Genomic DNA, 25,680 nt, shown 5'->3' on the forward strand with positions numbered 1-25,680 from the left:
TTGTAACAACGAGGATAATAGAACAACGTTAGTCATTTAATGCTGAGAAATTAATCAAAAAAACTTCTGGATATGTGATCCAGAAGTTTTTTTATCCTCTTACTTCAATTAAATTATTAAGATTTAAATAAGTCCGGTCCACTGTAGTCCATGCCATATGCCATCCTGATCTGCACGTAGTGTTACGTGAGAGGCCAGCTGTAGTAAAGCTTCGGGAGAATTACCCATAGCAATACTACAACCTGCGTATTGAAACATCTCCATATCGTTATAGTTATCGCCGAATGCATAGATGTCTTCAGGTTCAAATCCTAAACGAGCAGCTAGTCGAGTCACCCCTTCTGCTTTGGAACCGCCAGCTGGCAAAACATCCATCGAGAGAGGGTGCCACCGTACAAAATGTAGCCCATCAAATTGTTCGTGATACGATGTTTCTTCTTCAGGGGTGCAGAACAACATGGTCTGATAGATCGCCCGGCCTTCACAAAATGAAGATTGATGACTAGGGTGTGTCACGCCAAGTGAGTTCAGACATAGTTCTACATGCGGGTGATAATCTTGGCTGCAGCTCATTTGTTTATGATCCAGGAATACTAAAGCATGTTCTTGTATGGCTGCAAAGGCGGATAGTTGGTCCACGGCGTCTGAGTGAATCGGATTGCTATGAATCAGAGTCCCTTGATCAACGACGTATTGACCGTTAAAGCTGACATACGAATCGATCTGCAGTTCTTGCCTGACCTGCTCGAGCATAAAAGGAGAACGCCCTGAGGCCAAGGCAACCGTATGCCCGGCAGTTTTTAGAGCCATAACGGCTTCTTTTGCAGAAGATGGAATCCGATTGTGGCGATCTAGTAGTGTGCCATCGACGTCAAAGAGAACGAGTTTGTTTGCTGAAGTCAACGGATCACGCCCCTTCGCTGCCCAAGGATGATATGTTCAGGCTGACTTGCTCGTTCATAGAGAAGGGCAGCGGGGAGATGACCTCCCACCGACCGGCGTCGCCTTGAATGTCATAATGGAACTCTTTCCCTTGGAACTGCACATTCACGATTTTACCGCCCATGCCTGGCTGCAGATGTGGTTGCAATTGAAACTGATCGGGTCTGACAGGATAGATGCCGTTAAGTTTGAAGTAGTCGGCAACGTTGACCCCGGACCAAGACACATTTTCGCTGCCTTTCGGCTTAAATCGGTTCGCTTCCCAGTGACCGGAGACTAAGTTGGATTTCGATACAAATTTTGCTACAAACTCGGTCTGAGGTCTTAAATAGATATCCTGCGGTGTACCAGCCTGCTCAATCCGACCATCTTTCATGACAATGATGCGGTCAGCCATAGCCAGGGCCTCGCCTTGATCATGCGTCACATAAACGATGGCGGACCTTGTATTGCGATGGACTTGCTGAATTTCCCGCCGCATGTCCGTGCGCAGCATGGCATCCAGGCTACTCAGTGGTTCATCCATTAGAAGGAGTGACGGTTCAGGTGCGATAGCCCGTGCAATCGCGACCCTTTGTTTTTGACCTCCAGATAGTTCATGGGGCATTCGATCCGCCAAATGGGACAAGCCGGACATGTTCAGGACTTCCTGAATACGGGATTGCTCATGTTTTTTGATATGTGGCGGGGTGGACTTATGCGTTCGGATCGGAAAGCGCACATGTTCAGCCACATTCATGTGGGGCCAGAGTGCGAAAGATTGAAAGACCATGCCAATCCGACGTTTTTCTGGAGGAAGCAGTGTGCCTGCCCCGGCTACAACACTTCCGTCCATCGATACTTCGCCGCTGGTAGGTTGTTCGAATCCTGCGAGGATACGCAGCAAAGTCGTTTTTCCGCAGCCTGATGGTCCAAGGATCGCCACGAATTCTCCATCCTCAATCGTTAAATCAATAGTGTGCAGCGCTTGAAAGCTGCCGAAGGATTTGCTCACCTGCTTAATGTGGATGCTCATGATTTCTTCACTCCCTTGCGTGAGGCCCAGCGCTGAACGAGCAACAGAAGAACGCCTCCTACTGCCATGAGTGCAACGATCAGACTGGACAATGCGGTAGAATACAGGGTGTCGCCTGCTTGTTCAAAACTGAAGATCGTTACGCCAATGGTTTGAGAGCCGGAGGAATACAGTAGGGCAGACACAGTAAGTTCGGTCAGTGCGGTCAAAAAGACCAGCATGCCTCCGGTTAACATGCTCGGTAACAGCAATGGTAGTAAAACAGCGCTCCATTTGCGCCAAAACCCAGCACCAGAAATCCGAGCAGCCTCTTCCATGGAGGAATCGAGTTGCATGAACGACGTAACACTAGAGCGAATCTGCAAAATCAAGAATCGGCAAATGTACGCAATAAACAAGATTGACATGGAGCCGTAGATACCTGGATTCCAACCGGGGATCGGTTCCATCCAAACTAAGATGATGGAGAGCGCGAATACGATGCCTGGCAACGTATAGGGAACCGCAGTAGCAAGTTCAGCCACTTTGTTAAATGAATTTGGCTTGCGAACCCTCACATAAGCGAATCCTGAGCCGATGACAAGGCAAACCAGCATCGTAACCAGGGACAGTACCAAGCTGTTTTGGATGGATTGCCATACACGCTCGTTCTCCAAAAGGATGTACCGATAATTGTCCAACGTCATATTGGCACGGGTTAGGCCTAATCCATAAGCTCTTTTCAAAGACATTGAAATCATCGATGAAAGAGGAACGACGGTGATTAATAGCAAGCCTGTCCAAATAACCCACGTCAGCGGTTTGCGCATGTGTCCCAACGCGTATCTCGGTGTATGATCGGGTTGCATCGTATCCGAAGCGTGGCTTTTTTGCAAAAGAATCCATTGCAGCAAACTGCCTACTACGGCAACCGCTCCAAGTAGAACGGAGAGAGAGGCACCACGGGCAAAGGCGGATGGTCCGAACCCGATAATTTCCTCATAGATCAGTGTGCTGAGCACCGAAATATTGACTGGCGTGCCTAGAAACGCCGGAATGCCGAAGTTATCGAGCGAGGCCAGAAATACCAGCAATCCCCCAGCGGTCAAACCCGGAAGAGCAAGCGGCAGTGTAATTTTACGAAAGACTTCGACTCTGCTAGCTCCACCCGCTCTGGCGGCCCACTCCAGGTCGCGCGGGATTTTGCGAAGTACATCCAGCGTGAACATGTAAACGAGTGGGAAATGATGAATGCCCATGACGAAAATGATGCCGCCTAAGCTGTACATGCTCCACGGGGCCAGATCTGGATGGATCCATTGAAGGAAACCGGCAAGCCAGCCTTGGGATCCAGTAAAAGAAGACCAGGACAATGTCAGTACATAAGAAGGTAAAATGAAACAAAGCATGATACCCATATGTAACGCCGGTTTATTCCGAATATCCGTATAGGCAACGACCCAAGCTAGTGCTATGCCAAGCACAAGTGCGAACAGGGTAGATCCCGCAACAATATAAAAGGTATTGCGGATAGTCGACCAAAAGCGCTCTTGCTGCAGCATCTCGCCGTAATGAGCCAGTGTCCAACCATGTTCACCCTGAAAACTAAGCAAAATCAATTTCAAGATGGGATAGACAAAAAAGACAAGTACAGCAGCTCCGCCGAGCAGGGCACCCAAGCGACTCCAGCGAAGCTGGCCAAGCCAGGAGGAAAAGGGCTTACGCCCTTTTCGTGCTGCTTGCCACGAGATGGTGTTCGTCTTCGATTTTTCCATATCTAACAGCTCCAATCATTACTCGCCGAATACTTGAATGAATTGTTGTTTGTCCGCTTCACGATCAGCAGCAAGTTTAACTGGGTCACCAGATAAAATCTTCATTTCGGAGACGCTCTTGAGTCCCTCAGGAGGAGCGATACCTTCCCGGATCGGGGAATAACCAATCTCAGCCGACAATTGTTGTCCTTCTTCCGATAAGAGGAAGTCTACAAAGGCTTCGGCAGCGGGTACGTTGGCGGCATTTTTCATGATTCCAACCGGCTCAGTGATGATCGGCACGCCTTCTTCTGGATAGGTCAACTCAACCGGGGAGCCTTTGGCCTTTTCTCGTGCGACGAGGTAATCCACAACAACACCGTATGATTTTTCACCACTGGCTACAGCTTTCATAACAGCGCCGTTTCCTTTGATAACGGAAATGCCATTATCCTTGGTTTGCTGCAGAAAATCCCAACCAAATCCATCGGTGCGGCTGAATACGCCAATGTTGTACGCCGCTGCACCGGAATAGAGTGGGCTTGGCATAATTGATGCGTCTTTGCTGTCTGCCGCAGTCAGTACATTCCACGACGTCGGTGGCGAGGCCACTTTTTGCGTGTTGGTCGCGAGTACAGTAGCCATGACCTTGGTTCCCGCATACATGCCGTCAGGATCAACTAGATCGGCAGGGATTTGGCTTAATTCTGGAGATTTATATGAGAGCAGAAGGTCTTCTTGCTTCAGGTTTTCAAAGGTCACCGCGTCGGCGAGCAGCAAGACGTCAGCTTGTGTTTTGCCAGCCTGGCGTTCGGCTTGAATTTTAGCGGTGACTTCTTCTGTCCCGGAGCGGAAGACGCTGACATCGACGTCCGGATATTGATCGTTAAAAGCGGAGATTAGCTTCGTAGCATCCTCTTCAGGCTGAGAGGTATAGAAGGACAACTTCCCTGATACTGTACTTGATCCGGCGTTGACATTGTTCGTTTCTGAATCACCTTGTCCTTGTGTAGAGCAACCGCTAAATACGATCATGCCTGCCAGAATGGGCAAAAGTAACGATTTTTTGAATGGAATCACGAAAGTTCTCTCCTTTATAAGCCACTTATGGCCTCTTATATTTAAGTTGATTTATGAAGTGCAACCAAGGCGATTGAAATGACTATTTAAGTAGATAATTGCGGATCGCCATAGCTACGCCATCCTGTTCGTTCGTACCTGTAATGACGTTTGCGATCGCTTTGACATGGGGCTCAGCATTACCCATTGCAATACCCAATCCAGCCCACTGCAGCATGTCCAGATCATTGTCATAATCTCCTGCTACAGCTACCTCTTGTCGATCAATACCTTGCTTCCTGCACAGACGCTCAAGTGCATCGCGCTTGCTGATTCCGACCGCGTTTACATCAAATCGCAAGCTGCCTGTCTTCGTGCATTGGAACATCCCCGATGCTTCAAGCCGCTTATATATCCGTTCGCGCGCGGCAAGGTCTGTGCAAATGACGGCTGCTTTGTAGATCATGCCAGGCATGCTGTTTACAAACGTTCTGAAATCGGAACCGACTTCAACCAACCGGATCAGCTCGGTTTGATCTTTATAATAATCTTCCGTCCATGGCAGTTCCGGTCGCACAACAACATTATTCAATGCCCAGTTCCGATTCGTATCATTGATTTGCCGTACATATAGGACATTGTAGCCATAGAAATGAACGTAGACGCCTTCTTCCTCAATCACATCCAGCATGTATAAAAGCGATGCTGTTTCCAGCGGAAATCCTTCAATCATTTGTCCGGTTTCTGCATCAACGGTCACTGCGCCATTCAGTGCTACCAGGGTGAAATTCAATGGAATTTCCTTCGCATGCAGCCATACCGAAGCCGGAAACCGCCCGGATGCGATGGTGACAGCTACTTCATCCGCCATTAATTGCTGAATGGAGACTCGCGTTTCAGACGTAATGACTTTATTCGGATTTAACATGGTTCCATCCAAATCAAGAGCAAGCAATCTATGCAACTTAACCATTCCTTCCTGTTCGATGGATCATAGGGTATACATGCGCAGTGGCTCAGGGATGTCTACCGGTCCGTGGAAGGTCCGACTTGCTTCATCACGCATGAACTCCAGATTACCGTCGCCGGGTAGATGCACGAGTACGAGCTGCTTCACATTGGCTTGTCCAGCAATCATCCCTGCCTGCATTGCATTCATGTGTCCTTTGCCAGTGGTGTGCACGCTTCCCTCGCAGATCGTTGCTTCGCACAGGAAAATATCTGCGTCACGGGCGAGCTCGATCAAAGCATTACAGTAGGAGGTATCACCCGAATATACCAGCACCTTACCTTTGTAAGAGATCTTGATTGCGTAACAAGTAATTGTATGTTCCACATGCACAAATTCAATGTCCGCTCCTGCAAGCCGAACTTTAGTGGAAGGGTCGATCGGAATCACTTTGGTATGTTCGCTGTATAAGCCGTGCATCATGTCGGCAGGATCATCCGGCGCGTAGAGCTTCAGTTTCTCTTTCATGCGACCGTTGCGAATGGCACCTGCTGCCGCATATTGAAGAACGCCAAGGTCTGCCATGTGATCATAATGCAAGTGAGACAGAATCACGCCGGATAAGGCTTCTACCCTGGTTTCGGATGGAAGCTTGCTCATCACGCCGCTGCCACAATCCAATAAAATTTGTCCTTCGTCGGTGGTTACCAGATATCCCGCTGTTGCCCCGCCTGCTGCAGGATAGCCCCCCCAATAACCCAGTATCTTTACATTCATCGTTTGCACCTCGGTCTGTCTTGATCTGCAGTCAATTACAAATGTTCTGTGTTGTTACAAATGTTCTGAACAGTTCTCATTGTAAGGATGCTTTATTACTCGGATGTCAAACGAATGTCAAACTTGTGTAAAAACGATTTGGAAAGATGTCCCTCGCTTGACTCGGACGTGACGCCATTTTATATTGGGACATGTGTACGCACTATAAAGTAAAAGGCGGACTTGTATGTGAATATGGAAGAGCGTAAAAATTTAGTCAGGGTATGTAAGATGTATTATTACGAGTCGTGGACTCAAGAGAAGATTGCGGAGAAACTGGGCGTATCTCGGCCGGTCATCTCCAAAATGTTGCAGCGGGCTAAGGACGAAGGCATCATTGAAATTGTAATTCATGATGACGATCGTGAAATTTCAAACCTGGAAAAAGAGCTTGAGCAAGCTTTTCATCTGAAGCAAGTTCTGGTGGTTCCAACCAAAGATCTAAACAAGGAACTGGTGTCAAGTGCAGTTGGAAGAGCGGCTGCCCAATTTGTGCAGCGCCTGATCAAAAACGGGGATCGTGTAGGCGTTTCCTGGGGTAACACGTTGTATCAGATGGTTAGAGAATTTCCGTTAGAGAAAAAGGAAAACGTCAAAATCATTCCGCTTGTTGGTGGAACGGGGAATTATCGCAATGAAATGCACTCCAATCAGATTGCATATGAGCTATCCAAGAAAATGGGAGTCTCATGCGAGAGTTTATATGCCCCTGCTGTGGTAGAGACCGAAGAACTGCGTGAACAGATTGTGGGCATGGCTAACATTGCAGCGGTTCTGCGAGAGGCGGAACAAATCGATTTAGCACTGGTCGGCATCGGCAATCCATTTTCGATGTCCACCATGGAACGTTCAGGATACCTCAATGAGCAAGCGTTATCTGAACTTAAAGCGATGAATGCGGTTGCAGATATTAACTCCGTGTTTATCGCACGAGACGGATCCATCGCGAATCATTCTATTAACCGTAAAGTCATTGGACTTGGACTTGAGCAGTTGAAAAAGGCAAAGACAGTCGTTGGGATGGCCTTTGGTCTGCACAAAATTGAGTGCATACTGGCTTCCTTACACGGCAAGTACATTAATATGCTTATAACGGATGAATCGACGGCCAGACGTATCCTGGACGGTCAACTTGTTCCAAATAGCTAATAGAATAATGACAAAAGAAGCAGAAAGTAGAATAAATAATATTTATTTTGAGTTGTCTAAACAATCTCAAAGCACAAAATAGGTACGGTCCCGCTCCATGTAACCATAGATGGATTGGGACCGTCTTTACGTGGGATGTCGCGGGACAAGAACACTGTACCATTGCCGAAATGGACAAGAACATTGTGTCATTTATATCGCTGCGGGCTTTCCTGCGCCTCAAGAGCAAGGGCTATCCACCAACTAATCCGACCAACCACCCTTAAAACTCCATTAAGTACCATTTGCCAGTTAGGCTTACATCTAATCTTCATCTTGCCCATCAATTCATTTAACTAAGGGCAGTAACCATCTACCGGCTCCTCAATATGTACCATAACCCGAACCAGATAATCCTCCGCATGCTGCAGCACGAGCTCATCCTGCATGTAATCCTCGTAAGCATCACCCTTAATGACGTACTGTTTCTTCTCGATATAATCAAAGATTTTTGGAAAAAACCTTTTGGTATCTCCATAGTCAGCTCTAGCATAAGACACCAGATAGAATCCCTCCGGCATATACCCCTGTTCATGATGCTGCGTAGTCATATAGCTGTACATATGGGAGATCATGTCTCCATCCTTCCGCAGTAGATCAGCTTTGGGAATGATGACGCCGCTGGGATAACCGAGCGGTGCATGTTCCTTGTTCAAACGCACTTGAAAATCCTCCCAAAGTTCCTCAGGAAACTCCTGTTTGGATGAGTAGATGCGGCGGCTCAGCAACAAAGGGGTTTCAGGTTGCCAGATGACATGCATTTGGCTGGTGTCCAGGTGCATGGATTGCTCTATATTTTCCGCACGCTGAATAATCATTTGTTTCGCCTGAGTCAGTTTAGCAATCTGCAGCTGCAGATTTTCCTCCTGTTTGCGCAACAGTTGAAGGGTGGTTTCCGGAGAACGCTCACCGAGATGCTGCTGAATTTCTTCGAGGGACATGCCCAGCTCTTTGAAAATATGAATAACGCCAATCGTTTCAAACTGGCTGTGGCTGTAATAGCGATAACCGTTATCCGCAACATAGGCAGGCTTGAACAGACCAATGCGGTCGTAGTAAATGAGGGTTTTGCGCGAAACCTCGGACAGCTTGGAAAAAGCGCTAATGGACAACATTTCATTGGGATGCATAAGTACCTCCAGGTCGAAAATAATGGATTGACTGTATAGTTACTATACAGTTTATAATACAGCTGTTCTGACCGCCGATCTACCTTTAGATCGCAGATCAGAGTGTTAATTTTAGATGAGGAGAATGCTTATGGTCAGGAAATTACTGCAAAGTGTACGCGAATATAAAAAGGATACGTGGCTGACGCCTTTGTTTTTACTTGGTGAAGTGGCCATGGAAGTCATTATTCCGCTGTTTATGGCTGAATTGATCGACCAAGGGATTACGGGGGGCCAGATGAACCAGGTGACCAAGTACGGCTTGATTCTGGTGTTGTTTGCCCTGGTGTCTCTGGTCTTTGGAGCGCTGGCAGGTAAGCATTCTGCGATTGCCATGTCGGGGTTCGGTAAAAATTTGCGTTACGATCTGTTCCGTCATGTGCAGCAGCTGTCGTATTCCAATATGGATAAATTCTCAACCTCAGGTATCGTCACTAGGCTGACTACGGATATTACGCATGTTCAAAATGCATTTCTGATGATTATCCGGATTGCCTTTCGCAGTCCGGTGATGATGATTTTTGCAACGATTATGACGTATCGCATCAGCCCGGCTATCGCAACATGGTTCATGATTGTTATACCCGTGCTGGCGATTGGCATGATGCTCATCATGAAGTATTCTTTTCCGATTTTTGAGCGCGCCTTTGGCAGTTATGATGATCTGAACAAAGTTGTGCAGGAAAATGTACGCGGCATTCGGGTCGTGAAATCGTATGTACGTGAAGAGCGAGAGGTATCCAAGTTTCAGGCCGTATCCCAGCGAATATTTGCACAGATGGCTAAGGCAGAACGCATTCTGTCGTATGAACTTCCACTGATGCAAATTGTATTGTATGCGGTGATGCTGATGATCTCATGGATTGGAGCCAAACTGGTTGTGGGTGGGACCATGACTACCGGGGAGCTTACAAGTGTATTCGCGTATTCCATGCAAATTCTAATGAGTTTGATGACGCTGGGCATTGTTGTCATTATGGTTGCCATTGCTCGTGCTTCGGCGGGACGGATTAATGACCTGTTAAGTGAACAGCCGGACATTGCCAGTCCGGAGTCACCCGTTACAGAGCTGCATAACGGGGAAATCGAATTCCGCAATGTGTCCTTCCGTTACTCAGGCAAAGCCGAGAATTATGCCCTGTCTGGTATCAATCTGCGAATAGCTTCGGGACAGACGATTGGCATTATTGGAGCTGCGGGCAGTGCAAAATCCACCATGGTGCAACTGATTCCACGTTTGTATGATGCCAGTGAGGGCGAAGTGCTTGTTAGTGGCGTCAATGTGAAGGAATACGATCTAAGTTTGCTTCGCAGCCAGGTCGCGATGGTATTGCAAAAAAACGTCCTGTTTGAAGGCACGATTAAGGAGAACCTGCGTTGGGGCAATGAAAATGCGACCGATGAAGAATTGATTGAAGCGTGCAAAGCGGCGCAGGCACATGCGTTTATTTCCACGTTTCCGGATGGATATGATACTCATTTGGCGCAAGGTGGTACGAACGTTTCGGGAGGTCAGAAGCAGAGACTATGTATTGCTAGAGCTTTGCTCAAAAAACCGAAGATTCTGATTCTGGACGATTCCACCAGCGCGGTAGATACACGGACCGACGCGTTAATCCGCAACGTTTTCAAAGAAAACATACCGGATACAACCAAAATTATTATTGCCCAGCGTATTGCATCTGTTGAAGATGCGGATCAGATTCTCGTGCTGGATGAAGGCAAGATGGTAGATATCGGAACCCATCAGGAACTGCTGGGCCGGAATACAATTTATCAAGAAGCTTATTATACACAGACGAAAGGCGGTGAAGCACTGGATGGATAACATGAATTATGGGCAGACGATAAAACGTCTGCTAGCCTACTTTAACTATTACAAATTCAGAACGGCATTGGCGCTGATCCTGGTTCTGGTTAGTTCCGCCGTCTCTGTCGCTTCAGCTGCCTTTCTGCGATTGCTGATCGATGACTTTATTACGCCTTTGCTCGGGAATCAGAATCCAGTATTTGATGCCTTGTTACAGGCATTAATCATTCTGGCTGTAATCTACGCTGCTGGAGTCATCAGTACGTTTGTCTCGAAACGGCTGATGATTACCGTGTCACAGCAGATTATGAAGAGGATTCGTGACCGCTTATTCGAACATATGCAGAAGTTGCCGATTAAATATTTTGACCGTAAAGCGCACGGGGATATTATGAGTCATTACACGAACGACGTGGATACGCTGAATATGATGTTGACGGATGGATTGCCACAGCTGTTGTCCACTGCCGTGACGGTTGTGGTCGTTCTTGGTACGATGCTGTATCTGGATGTGCCATTAACGATCGTGGTTGTGCTAGGGGCACTTGCCATGCTCTGGATTACCAAAGTCGTGGGTACTAAGGCTACCCAGCACTTCTTCAGGCAGCAGGAATCGATCGGTGTGGTGGATGGATATATCGAGGAGATTATTCATGGGCAGAAAGTGGTGCAGGTATTCGGTCGCGAGCGAAAAGCGATGGAACAATTTGCCCGCTTGAATGATGGATTATTTGACGACTCAGCTACAGCTAACAAATATTCGAATATCCTTATGCCAATCAATGCGAATCTGGCCACATTAATCTACGTGCTTGTGGCCATTGCAGGCGGAGCTATGTCAATCTCGGGTTGGAACACCGGTCTGAGTCTGGGAATTATCGCAGCTTTTCTGAGTTTATCTCGTAATTTTACGATGCCCATTGCCGAAATTTCCTCGCAGATTAGCATGTTTGTCGTAGCTCTTGCGGGGGCTCAGCGGATATTTAACATGATGGATGAACAGCCGGAAGCAGATGAGGGCCTTGTGACCTTGGAGAAAAACAAGGATCAGGCCGGATGGGTCTGGAAACTGGAGGAAGGAACAAGTGTTGTTCTGAAAGGCAAAGTGGAGTTTAAGGATGTCCGTTTTACGTATGACGGAAAGAAACAAGTACTTCAGAACATTACGTTATATGCCATGCCCGGACAGAAACTTGCGTTCGTAGGTGCAACGGGTGCGGGCAAGACTACCGTAGCCAACCTGCTCAATCGTTTCTACGATATTACAGAAGGCGAGATCATCTATGACGGCATTAACATTCAGCGTATTCGAAAAGCCGATTTGCGGCGTTCTCTGGGAATTGTACTGCAGGATACCCATCTGTTCTCAGGTACGGTAGCTGAGAATATTCGATACGGAAGGCTGGAGGCCAGTGACGATGAGGTGATCGAGGCTGCGAAGCTGTCGTATGCGGCGAGTTTTATTGAACGTTTGCCTGACGGGTATGAGACCCGGCTAGATGGCAACGGCAATGGACTGTCACAGGGGCAGAGTCAACTTCTGGCGATTGCCAGAACAGCGATTGCCAATCCGCCCGTCATGATTCTGGATGAAGCCACTTCATCCATCGATACACGTACCGAAGCGCTGGTTCAGAAGGGCATGGATAATCTGATGCAGGGTCGAACGGTATTTGTCATTGCACACCGTTTATCCACTGTGCGGAATTCCGATGCCATTATGGTCATGGAACATGGCCACATCAAGGAACGTGGTGACCACAAACAGCTGCTAGCGGCGAAAGGTACGTATTATCAATTGTATACAGGCGCTTTTGAGTGGGATTAACGGAAACATTCAAGATTCATACAACGCATCAAATTCATCAAAACATCAATGCAAGGATAAAGAGGATGAGATGCTGACGAGTGAAAATAATAAGTGAAAACGAGGCAATGGGGAAGAGAATTCCGGTTCCTTTTTCCAAAACGATTTATATCCAGCTTAGATCCTCAGTAATTAATTATTGTCGAGGGACAAAAACATATTCCCATTAAAGTCGCTATTTTAGCGGCTTTTTTATTTAAGGAACCAAGTTCTTGTCCCACCAGCGAAGGAAAAACTGGGACTATGGGAATATCCAATAGACGAAGAGTTGATGATATGACCTATGTAAACAATGAATCCAATTAAAATAATCGAAAAGAGATAATTCTAAAAACCGTTATAGTATCTGTTATACAGAGGTAAAAATAAGTAAGGAGCCGTGCTGTAACACGACTCCAGTGTACATTAAAAGAGCAGTTGGCCGCTAGGTGGTGGTCGGAATAGACTGTTACCTTAGGGGGGGGGCGGTCTATTTCTTTTCATGTAAGCAAGAAGCACCAAAATAAAAATGCCGAAAAGTAATAGTAATGAAAGTGTGTCTTTGCCTCAATGCTTGGGTTTATGGTTATATCGTGATTGGACTTGCTTTTTTACCCATAAGGTAAATTCCAATCCAGCCTAGCAATAATAAGATCTGAGCCAGACCGACCAGCCACAATACTTCCGTGTAACCTCCTATAATGCAAAGTATAGTATTGACTAGGGGGAACCCCACGAAAGTAAACATGATAGGAAAATCTTTTTTGGGAGTGATTGAATAATTAACCTTCCGGTCCCAAAACTTTATAAAAGCTAATGCTAAAATTCCGATTGTAATTACAGAAAGTGTAATCAACATCACCCATTGCATATTAGAGGTTCTTTCGAAGAATGGCCCCATATAATTAAAGAAGTTAGATAAAGGTGAGAACATACACGCTAATGACAGAATGGCTGCCAGAAACGGATAGATATAACCAATTGATTTACTGTAGCCTTTCTTTTTATGCCACCATTCACCAATTAGAATAAAGATGGTCCAATATCCCGCTATATAAATCCATCCTGTAAAATTCATCACAGGTTCCCCATAGATTTGAGGTTCACCGGCTAGCGGATAATAAGTCCATCTTGCCATGAGTCCATCTGTAGTCTGAAATATCTGTTTAACAGCCACCGGGTCCAATGAAAAGTCAAAAACCATAGCGCTCAATCCCGTAATAAATGGTTTAGTCCAGGACGGTATATTGACAGACTTTAGAACACGCAAAGTTGAATAAATGATCAGAAACTCAATAATAGGGACAGTAATCGGTATATTAAATAACATTAAAATACTCCGCCCATAGGCGTAAAAACCTTCCCCAAGCGATGAAGCAGTAATTTCAAAAACGGCTGCGTAAAAAAACACAAAACCTATAAACTGCAGTAGAACCGTTTTGGGATGTGTTTCCTTATCAAGGATATAGAAAACTATTAGAACAGCAGCAATTAAGACTATAATATCTTGAATTATCCATACAGGCACTACAGTTATATCACCCATATTTTACCTCCATTTAAGTTTAAAAATAGAATTGAACGTTCAAATAAATTATAATTTCACTGTGTTACTTAAACAACAGGCTGTTCGATTGAGATATGTTAGTTATCATACAAACCACCTTAGATTTGTTCATTATTTTAAATTGGGAGGATATTATGGCAGACAAAAAAACAGATCACAGAGTGAGATATACAAAAATGGTTATAAAAGAAAGCCTTTTGAAGCTTTTGACAGAACGGTCAATCAATAAAGTTACAGTGACCGACATTTGCAGAGAAGCAGGGATTAATCGCAACACCTTTTATACACACTATGCTAATCAGTTTGAGCTTCTTTCAACGATTGAAAATGATCTTTACGAAGACATTAAGCAAGTTGGGATGAGTTCTTCAAACCCTCAAACGCTATCATATGAATTATGTAAGTATATAAAAGCGAATAAAACGATATGTGAGGTTCTGTTCTCAGAGCATGGCGATAAAGAATTATTAGAACGAGTCCTTTATATCAGTCACGATTTAACTATTGAACGATGGAAGACGGAATTAAAATATTTTGATCCACAATTATTTGAGTCCTGGTATACGTTCACCGCTCATGGCAGTATAGCTATTATTAAAAAGTGGGTGAGTAGTGGTCTGAAGGAAAGCCCCAGTAAAATTGCAGCTTTTATTGATAAAGCTACGGAATCCGTATCTAAAGCTTTTTATTCTGAAGAATTGTAGGATTTCCCCGCTTCTCACCAAAAAGCCCGGCAGCTTCTACACAGTATGAGAGTTGAAACTCACGCCGGCAAGGTGTAGCTAAAATTACTCGTGTCAATAATTGCTCCTTGCATCTGGATGTTGGTGCCATTAAAACATACCTGCAAGCGGACGAGGTATCCTATGAGTGGATCGACAATATGCATGATCGTTATAAAACGTTGCGCTTACGATCGCGGGTGCATTAATATATCCGACCATTGTTTCACTGAAAAATGAAGGTACGCCAACCGATTTCAATGTACACCGAGCGTAGTTGTCAAGGGACAAAACATTGTTCCATTCAGAAAGTCTGAATAAGCCTTTTTGAAACCATATCTCTATAAAAGCCGAAAAGGCAGCTGACCAACGGGATTAGCTGCTTTTGTTCAACTAACGGACAGGTTAGCTGAACAGAAGGTCGAATTGATATATACCATAAAAGTTGGGTGTGAAACGAATGGCTTCAAGTTTTCATCTTCTGCAAGGGGAATTGTTATCAACAATGACAAGGTTTGCTGGCTCATGCAATTGGACATGCAAGCTTAAGGTAGAACTCAAAGATTATCTGACAACCATTTTGTTTCTAGCTAAATCATTTAACGATGAATTTGTCTCTCAAATGTTTTGTTCGTTAAATCTTGCGTCTACAGTACCTGTAGGTATTAGAATGGGGATGAACGGAGGCAGTCAAATGAAGGAAACGTATTTCATTGGTGAATTTTCTAAACTGACAGGCATCCCGGTAAGAACACTGCATTATTATGAAGAAAGGGGGCTTATAAAACCTCCAAGACAGGAAAGCGGGCATCGAGTATATAATACCGAGGACATGGTGGAGCTACAAAAAATATTAACTTTGAAGTCGCTTGGCTTTACTCTAACCCAAATCGATGAACTACTCAAACTCCCTAAGTATGATCAAACTCTGGTTGAGATGTTAAAAATGCAACAGCATGAACTCAAAGTAAAGCTTGGTAAGATAGAAGAATCTCTTGAACTGATAGGTCGTATGACTGCAATCGTTCAGGCTGAGGATCACTTGGAACATTCACTGCTTTTCAGTCTAATACGCAATATGAATCTGGAAGATTTACAACGTGAGTGGGTGGCGAACCATTTATCCGAGTTTACGGAACAAACTCTGTTTGATCGGTCAGCGGAGGCTGTAAAGAAAATGGACTCTGAAACGATACGTTTCTTTCGAGATGTCAAACGGTTATCAGAAGGTCCAAGTGATTCCCATGAAGCCGAGACCGTGATTGGTGGATATGTGGGCTGGGTTATGACTTATATTGACCAGAAGGCAATTGACAGTTTCATGAAGCTGGATGAAGAACATTATAACGAACTTGATCATTTAGTGGAGATGCCATTCAATGAAAGAGAATGCGACTGGCTGGAAAAGGCATTGGAACATTATTTTTCTAAATACAGGTTGATTGAACAAGGGAAACTGAAACTGAAAAGCAATGAATGTACATCTGACGGTTGTTCAATGGCATAATGGAAATTTTTCGGTGCATTTTATCTGGAAAACGCAAACTTATTACAGTCTGAGGTGAAACAGAGTGGAAAAAAAGATGGAACAACAAATTCACGCATTATTCGAAGAAGTCAAACAGCAGGAGAGTTTCAACGGCGTGGTTCTTGTAGCTGTTCAAGGGGAAAAATTGTTATGTGAAGCGATAGGGACAGCCGAATACAATGTCGGTAGCGCACGCCATTTGACGACGGACTCCATGTTTGAGCTGGCCTCTGTATCCAAACCAATTACGGCTCTAGGTATTGTCCGTTTGCATCAACTGGCGAAATTGCACTGGGATGATCCCATCGCTAACTGGATACCCGAACTCCCATACCCAGGGATCACGATACGGCATTTGTTAAGCCATACCTCGGGTTTGCCCGATTACATGGAGTTATTTGCAACCTTGTGGGATCCTGCACATTATGCTCGTAATAAGGATGTATTGCATATGCTGATTAAGCATCAGCCCGATCCACTTTTTGCCCCCAACGAGAGCTGGATGTATAGCAATACGGGCTATATTTTGTTGGCCATCCTGATCGAGAGAATTACCGGTCAGCGTTATGGGGACTTTTTGGATGAGCAGATCTTTCAGCCGCTCGGGATGGCGCGAACGAAAGTGTATAATCGGCGGGTGGAGCCAGGCCTTGTACCAGAGGACTACGCCTGGGGATACGTGTACCGAATTGGACATGGCGGATATGTACTGCCTGATGACGTACCTGAACTGAATTATGTTAGATATTTAGATGGCTTACAAGGGGACGGGATGGTTAACAGTACAGTCGGTGATTTATTACGACTGGATCGGGCTTTGTATGATGATGAGTTCGTCAGTTCAACGCTTCGTCAGCAGATGTTTGCGCCAGTGTCGATGAATAATGGTGAGATCTTCCATTATGGGATGGGGTGGCTGGTCGAGCATGACGATCGGTTGGGGAGCATCGTGCACCACACAGGAGGTTGGCCTGGATACTCTACATGGTTCAAACGATATATAGATCGAGATTTCACGCTGATCATGCTGCAAAATGGTGAGCGCGATCATGCTTACACGCAACAATTGGTGAAGAGTATCGAACAGATTATGGCGGGAGAAGCATACGATGTACCCAGCCCTCTGGAGATTAAGAAAGTCATTCCGCTAGAATCGAAAAACGTTGAGGCCCAGCTTGGGAAGTACAGGTTTACCAACGATACGGGAGATTCCCATGAAGTAGAAATATATATAGAACGGGATAAGCTGTATATGAAGCTGAGTAATGGGATGGTTTTATCGTTGCTGCCATTAACAACAACACGTTATTTTGAAGAACAGACAGCAACGGAGCTTGAGTTTCTCATCGATGAAGATGGCAAAAGATTACGACTGGCCTGGTATACAGAAGATGAGCCGGAAGTGGCTGAACGGATGGATATTGATCGGAGAGACGAATTGTAGACTGCATCAAATTCCAAAAAATGCGATATATAACCTTAATAGAAGTATAATAACGAGCGATTAAACGAAGTAAAACACTTGAGTACATCCCAAAAGACTAACTCGCTAGGTTCGTTCATTGAGCTATCGGGAAACGATAGCTCAATGAAAACCAAAAGCAGCTGGTCAATGTGAACAGCTGTTTCTGTTCAACGAACGGGCAGGATAGTTGAATTTAACAAGGGCATAATATTAAAATCACCTCAGGATCTGTTTATAAAACGCAGGTATCAGTAATATCGTTGATTGAGAGTATCGGAATCGGAGGAGTGCTTTTTGTCGTTGTACAAGAACATAGTGCCATTAGAGCCCGCGCCCAGCGCGGATTTTCTGTTTTATGGGATCAAATTCTTGTCCTTTTCTCGGGATAAGAACTTGATCCCATTGCCGATTAGGTGAATATCTAATCCGTTATTTAGTCCGTAAATTCATTAAACTAACGGGTCTTATCAAAATCCATATCGCAAGGATTTCCACTCAATCAAAAGGGAATATGGCATCAGAGCTTATATGCCTTGAAGCTTTGATTAAAGGTTACAAATCTCGTTGTACCTGCACCTGTCAGTAATCTTCAAGGTGATCTGGTAACAGAAATATCAAATGATCATAGCTAAAATACAATCATGGTAACTATTCATCATTGGATTAGTGGAAGCGAGCGTAAAAGAGAGCCGACAGTAATGAAACTACAGTATTAACCTGAACATAGTTCTCGATTTGATTTGTCTATATAGTGCTAGTGGAGGCCAATTTTTCCGTCAAGGCAACACGTTGCTGTATTATAGCGGAGTGTATGAGGCTACTGGCTTAAAGAACGATATGAAGGATTTCGATTTCGGATTTATTCCATTCCCTAAAGGTCCGAATGGCTCTGTCTTCAATACGCCTGATACCAATCTGGAAAAAGGTGAACAGCTTCACTTCGGTCGGCAACGTGAATGATAGCTACGGCGGCAATGTCGGCCCTGTATGGATGACCTTTGATCCTTCGACGGGCTCAACGGGCCATGCGACTCAGACGATTTATGTCGGCTTGGCGGACACGCAGACGAGCATTTATAAGTCGGTCGACGGCGGAGCGACCTGGGAGCCGGTAGCGGACCAGCCGAAGCAGGGCTTCCTGCCCCACCATGGAACGCTGGGTTCCAACGGAATGCTTTACGGTAACGTACAACTCGTCCATTGGTCCGTACGAAGCGGGCACCGGCGCGGTATGGAAGCTGAATACAAATACGGGCAAGTGGGCGGACATCAGCCCGGACGGAGTCGGTAATACAAGCAAGCCGTACGGCGGTCTCGCCGTTGACCCGCAGGATCCCGATACACTGATGGTAGCCTCAATGAACATATGGTGGCCGGAACAATCGATATTCCGTAGTACAGACGGCGGGCAAACATGGAAGAATCTGTGGCAGTTTACTGTGCATCCGAAACGCGACAATCGGTATACGATCGATTATTCAATCGCGCCATGGCTTGACTGGGGCGTTCAGCGCGATCCGGAGACCGATCCGGTAACCTCGCCATCTCTTGGCTGGATGATCGGTGACATGGAGATTGATCCGTTTAACTCTGACCGGATTATGTACGGTACCGGGGCAACGCTGTACGGCTCCGAGAACATGACCGATTTCGACAAGGACGAGAAGATCCGGATCTCCGTCATGGCAGAGGGGATTGAAGAGACCGCAATTCTGGGCTTGATCAGTCCACCATCCGGGGCGCCGTTGATCAGTTCGATGGGCGATATCGGGGGGTTCCGTCATGAAGACCTGAATACGGCGCCACGCATGATCACCAATCCATATATCGTATCGAGCACCGATCTGGACTACGCGGAGACGAATCCAAACTTGATCGTACGCGTCGGCCATGCATCGAACCTGGAAGCGCGGATGGGCGTATCGACAGACAACGGCGTCACCTGGACGCCAGCGGCCAATGCTTGGCAGGCGGAGGACGGTGACAATACGAGCGGAGAATGGGTCGCGGTCAGCGCAAACGGTGATACGATCGTATGGGCTCCGGATGGCAACGGCGTCCGGCCGGTAAGCTACTCTACCGACCTTGGCAAGACGTGGACAGCCTCGAAAGGCATCCCGCAAGGCTCCGTTGTCTCTTCGGACCGTGTCAATCCGGACAAATTCTACGGATTCCATGATGGGAAGTTCTATGTCAGCACGGATGGCTGCGCAACCTTCACGGCTTCGGCGGCTTCCGGTCTGACGAAAAATCTGAATGGCAAGTTCAAGGCTGCTCCTACGGCCGAAGGCGATATTTGGCTTGCCAGCGCGGAAGGACTATTCCGATCGACGGACTCGGGAGCGAGCTTTAAGAAGCTAGCGGGCGTTGATGAGGCGGTATCCGTCGGTTTCGGCAAAGAAGCGACAGGCAAAACGTATAAAACAATCTATGTCCAGAAACGGCTTCAAGACGGTGGATGTGGACAGCGGCGAACAGGCGGGCGCATCTGGTTCATACACTTTGAATGAATTGGCGGACGGAAATTGGTCAATCAGGGTTCGTGCGATAGATAATCGGGGCGCTTGGTCGGAATGGGCGTACAGAAGCTTGATCATAGATACGGCTGCTCCTGCCCTGAATATTCGTCTAAATAAGAAAACCTTGTGGCCGGCCAACAACAAGCTGGTTAAAGTAACAGCGAGGGTTGAAATGGAAGATGCGCTGTCTAAGGTGGAGTTGCTGTCCATTACGCCGAGCGCAGCCGTCGACCGTTACGAATCCATGGTACAAGGAGCCGACTTCGGCACATTTGATACGGAATTCAAGCTGTTGGCCAAAAAAGCAAAGGGTGAGAAACCTTTAATCTATACGATTACTTTTAGAGCAATAGATCAAGCAGGGAATGTTTCAGAAGCATCCGCAACCGTTACGGTTCCCCATGATCAAGGAGAGAAATAAACACTTCTTTAGGAATGGGTGAATGGTTTACCTCCGACCGTAATGGTTCGGAAGTATTTCAGATGTAATGTCTATATCATGCTAATTCATGTCTATTAAATCAAGGTCTACTAGTAGTCGTATGATATTATCGTTGTCATGCAGTGCTTACTCGAGGAGGAGTCATAATGGGAAACGTGAGCATTCGATTCGACCGGTTTCCCGGAGGGCTTAGCAAGGCGGTCGTACTTAGTTTCGATGATGGCCGAGAACAAGACAGGAGGCTGGTGGAGGCATTTAACCAATATGGCCTTAAAGGAACCTTCCATCTAAATTCTGGTAAATTCGGCCAGGAAGGATACATCAGTGCCGAAGAAGCGACGGACTTATTTCGCGGCCACGAGATTTCTGCCCATACCGTCACGCATCCATTCCTGGAACAGTCCCCGGACGACCAGATTGCGGAGGAGCTGATCGCGGACCGCCGAAATTTGGAGGCGATTGCGGGATACCCTGTACGCGGGATGAGTTATCCGTTCGGCACCTACAACGACCGCGTTGTGCGTGCGTTGCCGACGCTCGGCATCGAATATGCCCGAACCGTCCAGAGTCACGGCGGCTTCCACATGCCGGATGATCCGCTGAGATGGCATCCGACCTGTCACCACAAGGACATGTTGGAGAAAATCGAACAGTTGCTGGCTTCTAGTAGCTGGTTTAGCCGCATGGAGTTATTATTCATTTGGGGCCACAGCTACGAATTCGACAACGATGATAACTGGGAGCTGGTGGACAGGGCAGGCGAATTGCTCGGCGTCGAGGACTCGATCTGGAAAGCGTCGATGACGGACATCGTTTCCTATTAAAATGCGCTCAAAGCGCTCCGTTTCTCGGTTGATCGAAGCATAGTTCATAATCCGAATGCCCTTGAGGTTTGGATTAGCGCAGACGGCGAAGCCGTCCGTATTGCGGCAGGTGAAACGAAAAGGCTGTGATAGCAAGTAATACTTCGTAAAGCCGATCGGCAAGACCGTTTTCTATAATGATCGGAACCAACTGCCATTGCTGATTAAAGTTATACTGATTTGCCTAGTGACCATTAACCAACCGGTGCACTATCATTATGCGGTTGAAATTATCGAATTAGATCAAGAGTTTGGAGGGAAATCCATTGCTGCGATTGTTTAGAACAAATGAAATCCGCGATGTGCAAGAGCTGGAAGGAGATTGGGATTTTCAACCGATTAATGGGGTTGAGGAGTTGCCATCCTGCTACGAATACCGGATGCCCGTACCCGGGTGTTGAGAGATGCATCCGCGGTTTGCGACCTATCAAGGGAAAGGCGTATACCGACGCATCGTAGAAATATCGAGGAAAGGCGCCGTTCGGCTTGTATTCAAAGGCGTGAGTCATACGGCAAACGTCTTCTTTGACGGAGTTCTGGCAGGGCGACATTATAATGCGTACACGCCGTTTGTTGTCGTTATTCCGGATGTCGAGCCGGGAACGCATGAGATTGCGGTGATTGTGAACAATTCGTTCGGCGAACCGTCCGCGCTTCATGTTCCGAACGATTATTATACGTATGGCGGCTTGATCCGTCCTGCGGCGATCGAGCTGCTGCGAGAAGAGCTGTTCATTGAACGTATCGCTTTTACGCCGATTCGTTCCGCAAAAGGCTGGCAGGGCGCGATTAGTCTCTATGTAAGGAATATCGGAAAACAAGCCCGCTCCGCAAAGCTGAAGCTCAGTCTGGCGGGTAGGAACATCGACGCAAGCGAGATCAGTTTACAGCCTGGTGAAACCGTCGATTTTTCTATCACGGAATCGTTCCCGGACGTTAACCCTTGGTCGGCTGGTGATCCAACGCTTTATATGCTGCAGGCGCTTCTATATGTTGAAGGGCAAGATGCACCCGTGGATGATTTGATCGAGCGAGTCGGATTTCGCACGGTGACAACGGAGGACGCCCGCATTCAGGTTAACGGCGAGGATGTTGTTCTGAAGGGCTTCAACCGGCATGAGGATCATGCGCTGGTAGGAGCCGCCATCCCTTATCCACTTATGGTGCACGACTTGGAATTGATGCTGGACATGGGGGCCAATACCGTACGGACAAGCCACTATCCGAACGACGAACGGTTTCTTGATTTGTGCGATGAGCGAGGCTTGTTCGTATGGGAAGAAAATCATGCGCGCGGCCTAAGTCTGGAGCAGATGAAGCATCCCTTGTTCGCCAAGCAATGCGAGGATTGCAACCGGGAGATGGTGGAAAACCATTTCACCATCCGAGCATCATCATCTGGGCTATTCTGAATGAATGCGCAAGCGATACGCCAGAAGGCCGGGAGATGTACCGGACGCAGTTCGAGCAAATCCGGGCAATGGATTCGTCGAGGCCGCTAAGCTTTGCTTCGCATCACCGCGAACGCGAGATTTGCTTCGATCTTGCGGATATCGTCTCGTTCAACTTGTATCCGCTCTGGTACGGAGACGAGGATCCGCTGGAGCTGGTCAAGCAGGCGAGACTATGGGCAGATGGGGCCGGCGGACTCGGGAAGCCAATGATCATGAGTGAATTCGGGGGAGACGGCTATTACGATTATCGAGACCCGAGCCGGGTGAAAGGAACGGAGGAGCGTCATGCCGATATCATCGAGCGCAATTTGGAGGCTTATACGTCCGTCCCGTTCTTGTCCGGCATGCTGATCTGGCAATTTTGCGATTGCAGGGTAACGGAAGGGACGGGGTGGCTATTGACCCGCGCGGGAACGCAGAACAGCAAGGGAATCGTCGACCGGTACCGGAGACCGAAACTGGCTTATTCCGTTGTGAAGGAATATTTTGCAGGAAGGTAATCACACGAAAGGCAAGGAACCTTGGAGTGATCCAGGGTTCTTTCACGTTTGGAGATGGCATTACCGTACATTAAAGGACGAAAAAGGTACGATGGAAGCCGGAATGAAGCGCTGCCTTTCGAATGGAACTTCGCCCGCTCCAAGCAGCCGGACAGACTTCACTTGATCTGCCGGAGTCAAGGAACGAATGACGGCACGATGATCCTCCGGCCACCGCATTTGGAAAGCATACAGCGTATTTCCCTTTTGTGTGAAACGGAAGTCGCTGGCATTCCAAGCTACCCTATCCTCCGTGAAATGGTCAATGACGACGCGGGAAAGGCCTTGTGCCGTATACGCCTTCCTCGCAAACCCGTATCCATCTGGCCATCTCATGCAGGATACACTTGCATTCGTCATCAATCGTACCGTCCCTCTTCTGCGGAATATTGAGGAGCAGGTTGCCGTTCTTGGCGATGATATCGATCAGAATCTCGATGACGTGCCCTGGTTTCTTATATTCAGTTTTTACATGGTAGAACCAATCCCCGACACAAGTATCGGTCTGCCACGGCTCAAGCTTGATGTCAGACTCCTGGCTGCGCTCAATGTCGAGGATCCCGATACGGTACACATCCTGCTCCTTAAAAGCCTATCCTCGAATGTCCTTTCATATCTCAATAAGAGGAGATGTCGAGATAAATTACTGGATAGAACAAAGAGGTGCTTTCGAGATGTTCGGTTCTTCAGTTCCGTAAGCAATGTGATGAGGACGACAGTTTGGATCTAATGAACGAGTTAATATGGCGGTTTGGTAATACCCTGCTGCACGCTACCTTATATGACCATATGTTAAACGTTAACGGTATTGATCTTGCTTATGACAGTTATAACAGGGTTAACCGATTGAAGGGGGAAGCTAGCATAACAAACATATCCTCAACGTGAATAGTTTAATTTACAAAGCTAATAATAACCAGGAAATATTTCATTTTGTAAGGAGGAAATTCAGGTGAAGGCAGATGCAGTCTTTGAAGGCGGGGGGGTCAAGGGAATTGCTTTTGTGGGAGCCATAGAGGTGATGGAGGCTAGAGGCTATACTTGGAACAAAATTGCAGGGACTTCAGCTGGAGCGATTGTTGCGACATTGTTAGCCTGCGGTTACAACAGTGCTGAAATTCGGAATTTGATGAGCTCGCTAGATTATACGAAGCTGCTCGGACGGACAGGAATAAGCAGGTTGCCTCTGTTTAACAAGACCCTTCCATTCATATTTGACTCTGGAATCTATAGCAATCACATTCTAGAGCAAGTGATGACAGATTGGCTGAAACGTAAGAACATTGTAACGTTTGGAGATCTTCCAGAAGGAAAGCTTTCCATTATCGCCTCGAATATAAGTAATGGTAAGATCGTCGTTTTTCCTAATGATTTGCCTCATTACGGACTGAAAGCATCTGAATTTCCAATTGCTGCAGCGGTGCGAATGAGCACAACACTGCCTTTCTTTTTTAAACCTTATCTATGGCATACGCCATTACAGAAGAAACCCTATTATATGCTGGATGGAGGCATGCTCAGTAACTTTCCAATCTGGCTCTTTGATGTGGAGGGGATTCCACAGTGGCCGACCTTTGGCTTCCGGCTGTCAGAAAAGCGTACGTATGCCCAATCTATGGATATCAACGGTCCGGTTTCTTTACTCAAAGGAATATTCAAAACGATGTTACAGGCCCATGATCAAAGACATGTAGATGAACATACGGAAGAACGAACGATGTTTATTCCTACTGGAAAAGTAACAACGACGAAGTTCAATTTGACGGAAGAAGACCAGCGTTTCTTACTGTCATCAGGACATGTTACAGCAACGAAATTTCTGGAAAGTTGGGATTTTGAAACGTACAAGAATAAATTCAGACAAAATCATGCAATCACACCGATGGAACTTTACTTTGCAGAACAGCAGGAGGGACATAAAATTTACCAATAACTATGATTTTCCCAGCATAAAGAAACCTTCATGACCACTCGGTGAATGGGTGGTCATGATATTTTATAGTACGTGTGTGGATTGCTAAGGCTTAAGCCATCCTAATAAAATGCCTTTTACC

The 25,680-nt window shown here is 46.5% G+C and carries 20 protein-coding genes and 4 pseudogenes; 13 read left to right on the forward strand and 11 right to left on the reverse strand.

All coding sequences use genetic code 11. The features are described from left to right. Nucleotides 1-123: 123 nt before the first annotated feature. The 6 genes from ABTV53_RS15260 to ABTV53_RS15285 all read right to left on the reverse strand — a co-directional run bounded on the left by ABTV53_RS15260 (nt 124) and on the right by ABTV53_RS15285 (nt 6,475). Nucleotides 124-903, reverse strand: a complete 780-nt coding sequence (locus ABTV53_RS15260; protein ID WP_433743745.1) for a Cof-type HAD-IIB family hydrolase — start codon at nt 901-903, stop codon at nt 124-126. A gap of 4 nt (nt 904-907) precedes the next feature. Beyond that, on the reverse strand, nt 908-1,957 hold the full coding sequence (locus tag ABTV53_RS15265) for an ABC transporter ATP-binding protein (RefSeq protein WP_433743748.1): 1,050 nt from the start codon (nt 1,955-1,957) through the stop codon (nt 908-910). Next, nucleotides 1,954-3,711 (reverse strand): ABC transporter permease, encoded by a 1,758-nt coding sequence (locus ABTV53_RS15270; protein ID WP_433743751.1) that lies wholly within the window; start codon nt 3,709-3,711, stop codon nt 1,954-1,956. Before ABTV53_RS15270 ends, ABTV53_RS15265 begins: the two co-directional genes overlap by 4 nt. Nucleotides 3,712-3,729: 18 nt before the next feature. Continuing rightward, nucleotides 3,730-4,725: an ABC transporter substrate-binding protein gene (locus ABTV53_RS15275; RefSeq protein ID WP_433754228.1), complete on the reverse strand. Its 996-nt coding sequence runs from the start codon at nt 4,723-4,725 to the stop codon at nt 3,730-3,732. Nucleotides 4,726-4,852: 127 nt separating this feature from the next. Then, nucleotides 4,853-5,713, reverse strand: a complete 861-nt coding sequence (locus ABTV53_RS15280; RefSeq protein WP_433743754.1) for a Cof-type HAD-IIB family hydrolase — start codon at nt 5,711-5,713, stop codon at nt 4,853-4,855. Nucleotides 5,714-5,740: 27 nt separating this feature from the next. Continuing rightward, nucleotides 5,741-6,475 (reverse strand): MBL fold metallo-hydrolase, encoded by a 735-nt coding sequence (locus ABTV53_RS15285; protein ID WP_433743756.1) that lies wholly within the window; start codon nt 6,473-6,475, stop codon nt 5,741-5,743. Between the two features lie 234 nt (nt 6,476-6,709). On the opposite strand from ABTV53_RS15285, the gene ABTV53_RS15290 reads away from it, so the two are divergent. After that, on the forward strand, nt 6,710-7,663 hold the full coding sequence (locus tag ABTV53_RS15290) for a sugar-binding transcriptional regulator (protein ID WP_433754230.1): 954 nt from the start codon (nt 6,710-6,712) through the stop codon (nt 7,661-7,663). 335 nt (nt 7,664-7,998) lie between these two features. On the opposite strand, the gene ABTV53_RS15295 is transcribed toward ABTV53_RS15290, so the two are convergent. After that, complete coding sequence (locus ABTV53_RS15295) at nt 7,999-8,832, reverse strand: MerR family transcriptional regulator (RefSeq protein ID WP_433743758.1); 834 nt, start codon at nt 8,830-8,832, stop codon at nt 7,999-8,001. A gap of 130 nt (nt 8,833-8,962) precedes the next feature. On the opposite strand from ABTV53_RS15295, the gene ABTV53_RS15300 reads away from it, so the two are divergent. After that, nucleotides 8,963-10,699, forward strand: coding sequence for an ABC transporter ATP-binding protein (locus ABTV53_RS15300; protein WP_433743760.1), 1,737 nt, complete (start codon nt 8,963-8,965; stop codon nt 10,697-10,699). After that, on the forward strand, nt 10,692-12,509 hold the full coding sequence (locus ABTV53_RS15305; protein ID WP_433743763.1) for an ABC transporter ATP-binding protein: 1,818 nt from the start codon (nt 10,692-10,694) through the stop codon (nt 12,507-12,509). The genes ABTV53_RS15300 and ABTV53_RS15305 overlap by 8 nt, the downstream gene beginning before the upstream one ends. A gap of 492 nt (nt 12,510-13,001) precedes the next feature. On the opposite strand, the pseudogene ABTV53_RS15310 reads toward ABTV53_RS15305, so the two are convergent. Together ABTV53_RS15310 and ABTV53_RS15315 are read right to left on the reverse strand one after the other, a co-directional pair. Then, a pseudogene (locus ABTV53_RS15310) lies at nt 13,002-13,088 on the reverse strand (putative holin-like toxin); the annotation flags it as partial. 25 nt (nt 13,089-13,113) lie between these two features. Continuing rightward, nucleotides 13,114-14,073, reverse strand: a complete 960-nt coding sequence (locus ABTV53_RS15315; protein WP_433743766.1) for a carotenoid biosynthesis protein — start codon at nt 14,071-14,073, stop codon at nt 13,114-13,116. Between the two features lie 155 nt (nt 14,074-14,228). On the opposite strand from ABTV53_RS15315, the gene ABTV53_RS15320 reads away from it, so the two are divergent. The 9 genes and pseudogenes from ABTV53_RS15320 (at nt 14,229) to ABTV53_RS15360 (ending at nt 23,587) form a co-directional block, all read left to right on the forward strand. Beyond that, nucleotides 14,229-14,798, forward strand: coding sequence for a TetR/AcrR family transcriptional regulator (locus tag ABTV53_RS15320; protein ID WP_433743769.1), 570 nt, complete (start codon nt 14,229-14,231; stop codon nt 14,796-14,798). A gap of 478 nt (nt 14,799-15,276) precedes the next feature. Next, the gene (locus tag ABTV53_RS15325; protein WP_433743772.1) at nt 15,277-16,323 is read left to right on the forward strand and encodes a MerR family transcriptional regulator; all 1,047 of its coding nucleotides are present in this window, start codon (nt 15,277-15,279) and stop codon (nt 16,321-16,323) included. Nucleotides 16,324-16,387: 64 nt separating this feature from the next. Next, on the forward strand, nt 16,388-17,788 hold the full coding sequence (locus ABTV53_RS15330; protein WP_433743775.1) for a serine hydrolase: 1,401 nt from the start codon (nt 16,388-16,390) through the stop codon (nt 17,786-17,788). 937 nt (nt 17,789-18,725) lie between these two features. After that, nucleotides 18,726-20,286 (forward strand): annotated as a pseudogene (locus tag ABTV53_RS15335) (cellulase family glycosylhydrolase); the annotation flags it as partial. Nucleotides 20,287-20,398: 112 nt separating this feature from the next. Next, nucleotides 20,399-20,749, forward strand: coding sequence for a hypothetical protein (locus tag ABTV53_RS15340; RefSeq protein ID WP_433743778.1), 351 nt, complete (start codon nt 20,399-20,401; stop codon nt 20,747-20,749). A 167-nt stretch (nt 20,750-20,916) separates the two neighbouring features. Continuing rightward, nucleotides 20,917-21,723 (forward strand): annotated as a pseudogene (locus ABTV53_RS15345) (polysaccharide deacetylase family protein). Between the two features lie 314 nt (nt 21,724-22,037). Next, nucleotides 22,038-23,045, forward strand: a complete 1,008-nt coding sequence (locus ABTV53_RS15350; RefSeq protein WP_433743781.1) for a glycoside hydrolase family 2 protein — start codon at nt 22,038-22,040, stop codon at nt 23,043-23,045. Then, nucleotides 22,973-23,293, forward strand: a pseudogene (locus ABTV53_RS15355) (glycoside hydrolase family 2 TIM barrel-domain containing protein); the annotation flags it as partial. The gene ABTV53_RS15350 and the pseudogene ABTV53_RS15355, both read left to right, overlap by 73 nt. Before the next feature lie 6 nt (nt 23,294-23,299). After that, nucleotides 23,300-23,587, forward strand: a complete 288-nt coding sequence (locus ABTV53_RS15360) for a hypothetical protein (protein ID WP_433754370.1) — start codon at nt 23,300-23,302, stop codon at nt 23,585-23,587. Between the two features lie 60 nt (nt 23,588-23,647). Here the strand turns inward: ABTV53_RS15360 and ABTV53_RS15365 are convergent, their stop codons facing one another. Together ABTV53_RS15365 and ABTV53_RS15370 are read right to left on the reverse strand one after the other, a co-directional pair. Further along, a complete protein-coding gene (locus ABTV53_RS15365; protein WP_433754371.1) occupies nt 23,648-23,989 on the reverse strand; it encodes an alpha-L-fucosidase C-terminal domain-containing protein in 342 nt (113 codons plus the stop codon). After that, on the reverse strand, nt 23,889-24,200 hold the full coding sequence (locus ABTV53_RS15370) for an alpha-L-fucosidase (RefSeq protein ID WP_433743784.1): 312 nt from the start codon (nt 24,198-24,200) through the stop codon (nt 23,889-23,891). Before ABTV53_RS15370 ends, ABTV53_RS15365 begins: the two co-directional genes overlap by 101 nt. Before the next feature lie 378 nt (nt 24,201-24,578). On the opposite strand from ABTV53_RS15370, the gene ABTV53_RS15375 reads away from it, so the two are divergent. After that, nucleotides 24,579-25,559 (forward strand): patatin-like phospholipase family protein, encoded by a 981-nt coding sequence (locus ABTV53_RS15375; RefSeq protein WP_433743787.1) that lies wholly within the window; start codon nt 24,579-24,581, stop codon nt 25,557-25,559. Nucleotides 25,560-25,680 lie beyond the last annotated feature (121 nt).

The organism is Paenibacillus amylolyticus (assembly GCF_050990605.1).
Lineage (GTDB): Bacteria > Bacillota > Bacilli > Paenibacillales > Paenibacillaceae > Paenibacillus > Paenibacillus amylolyticus_H.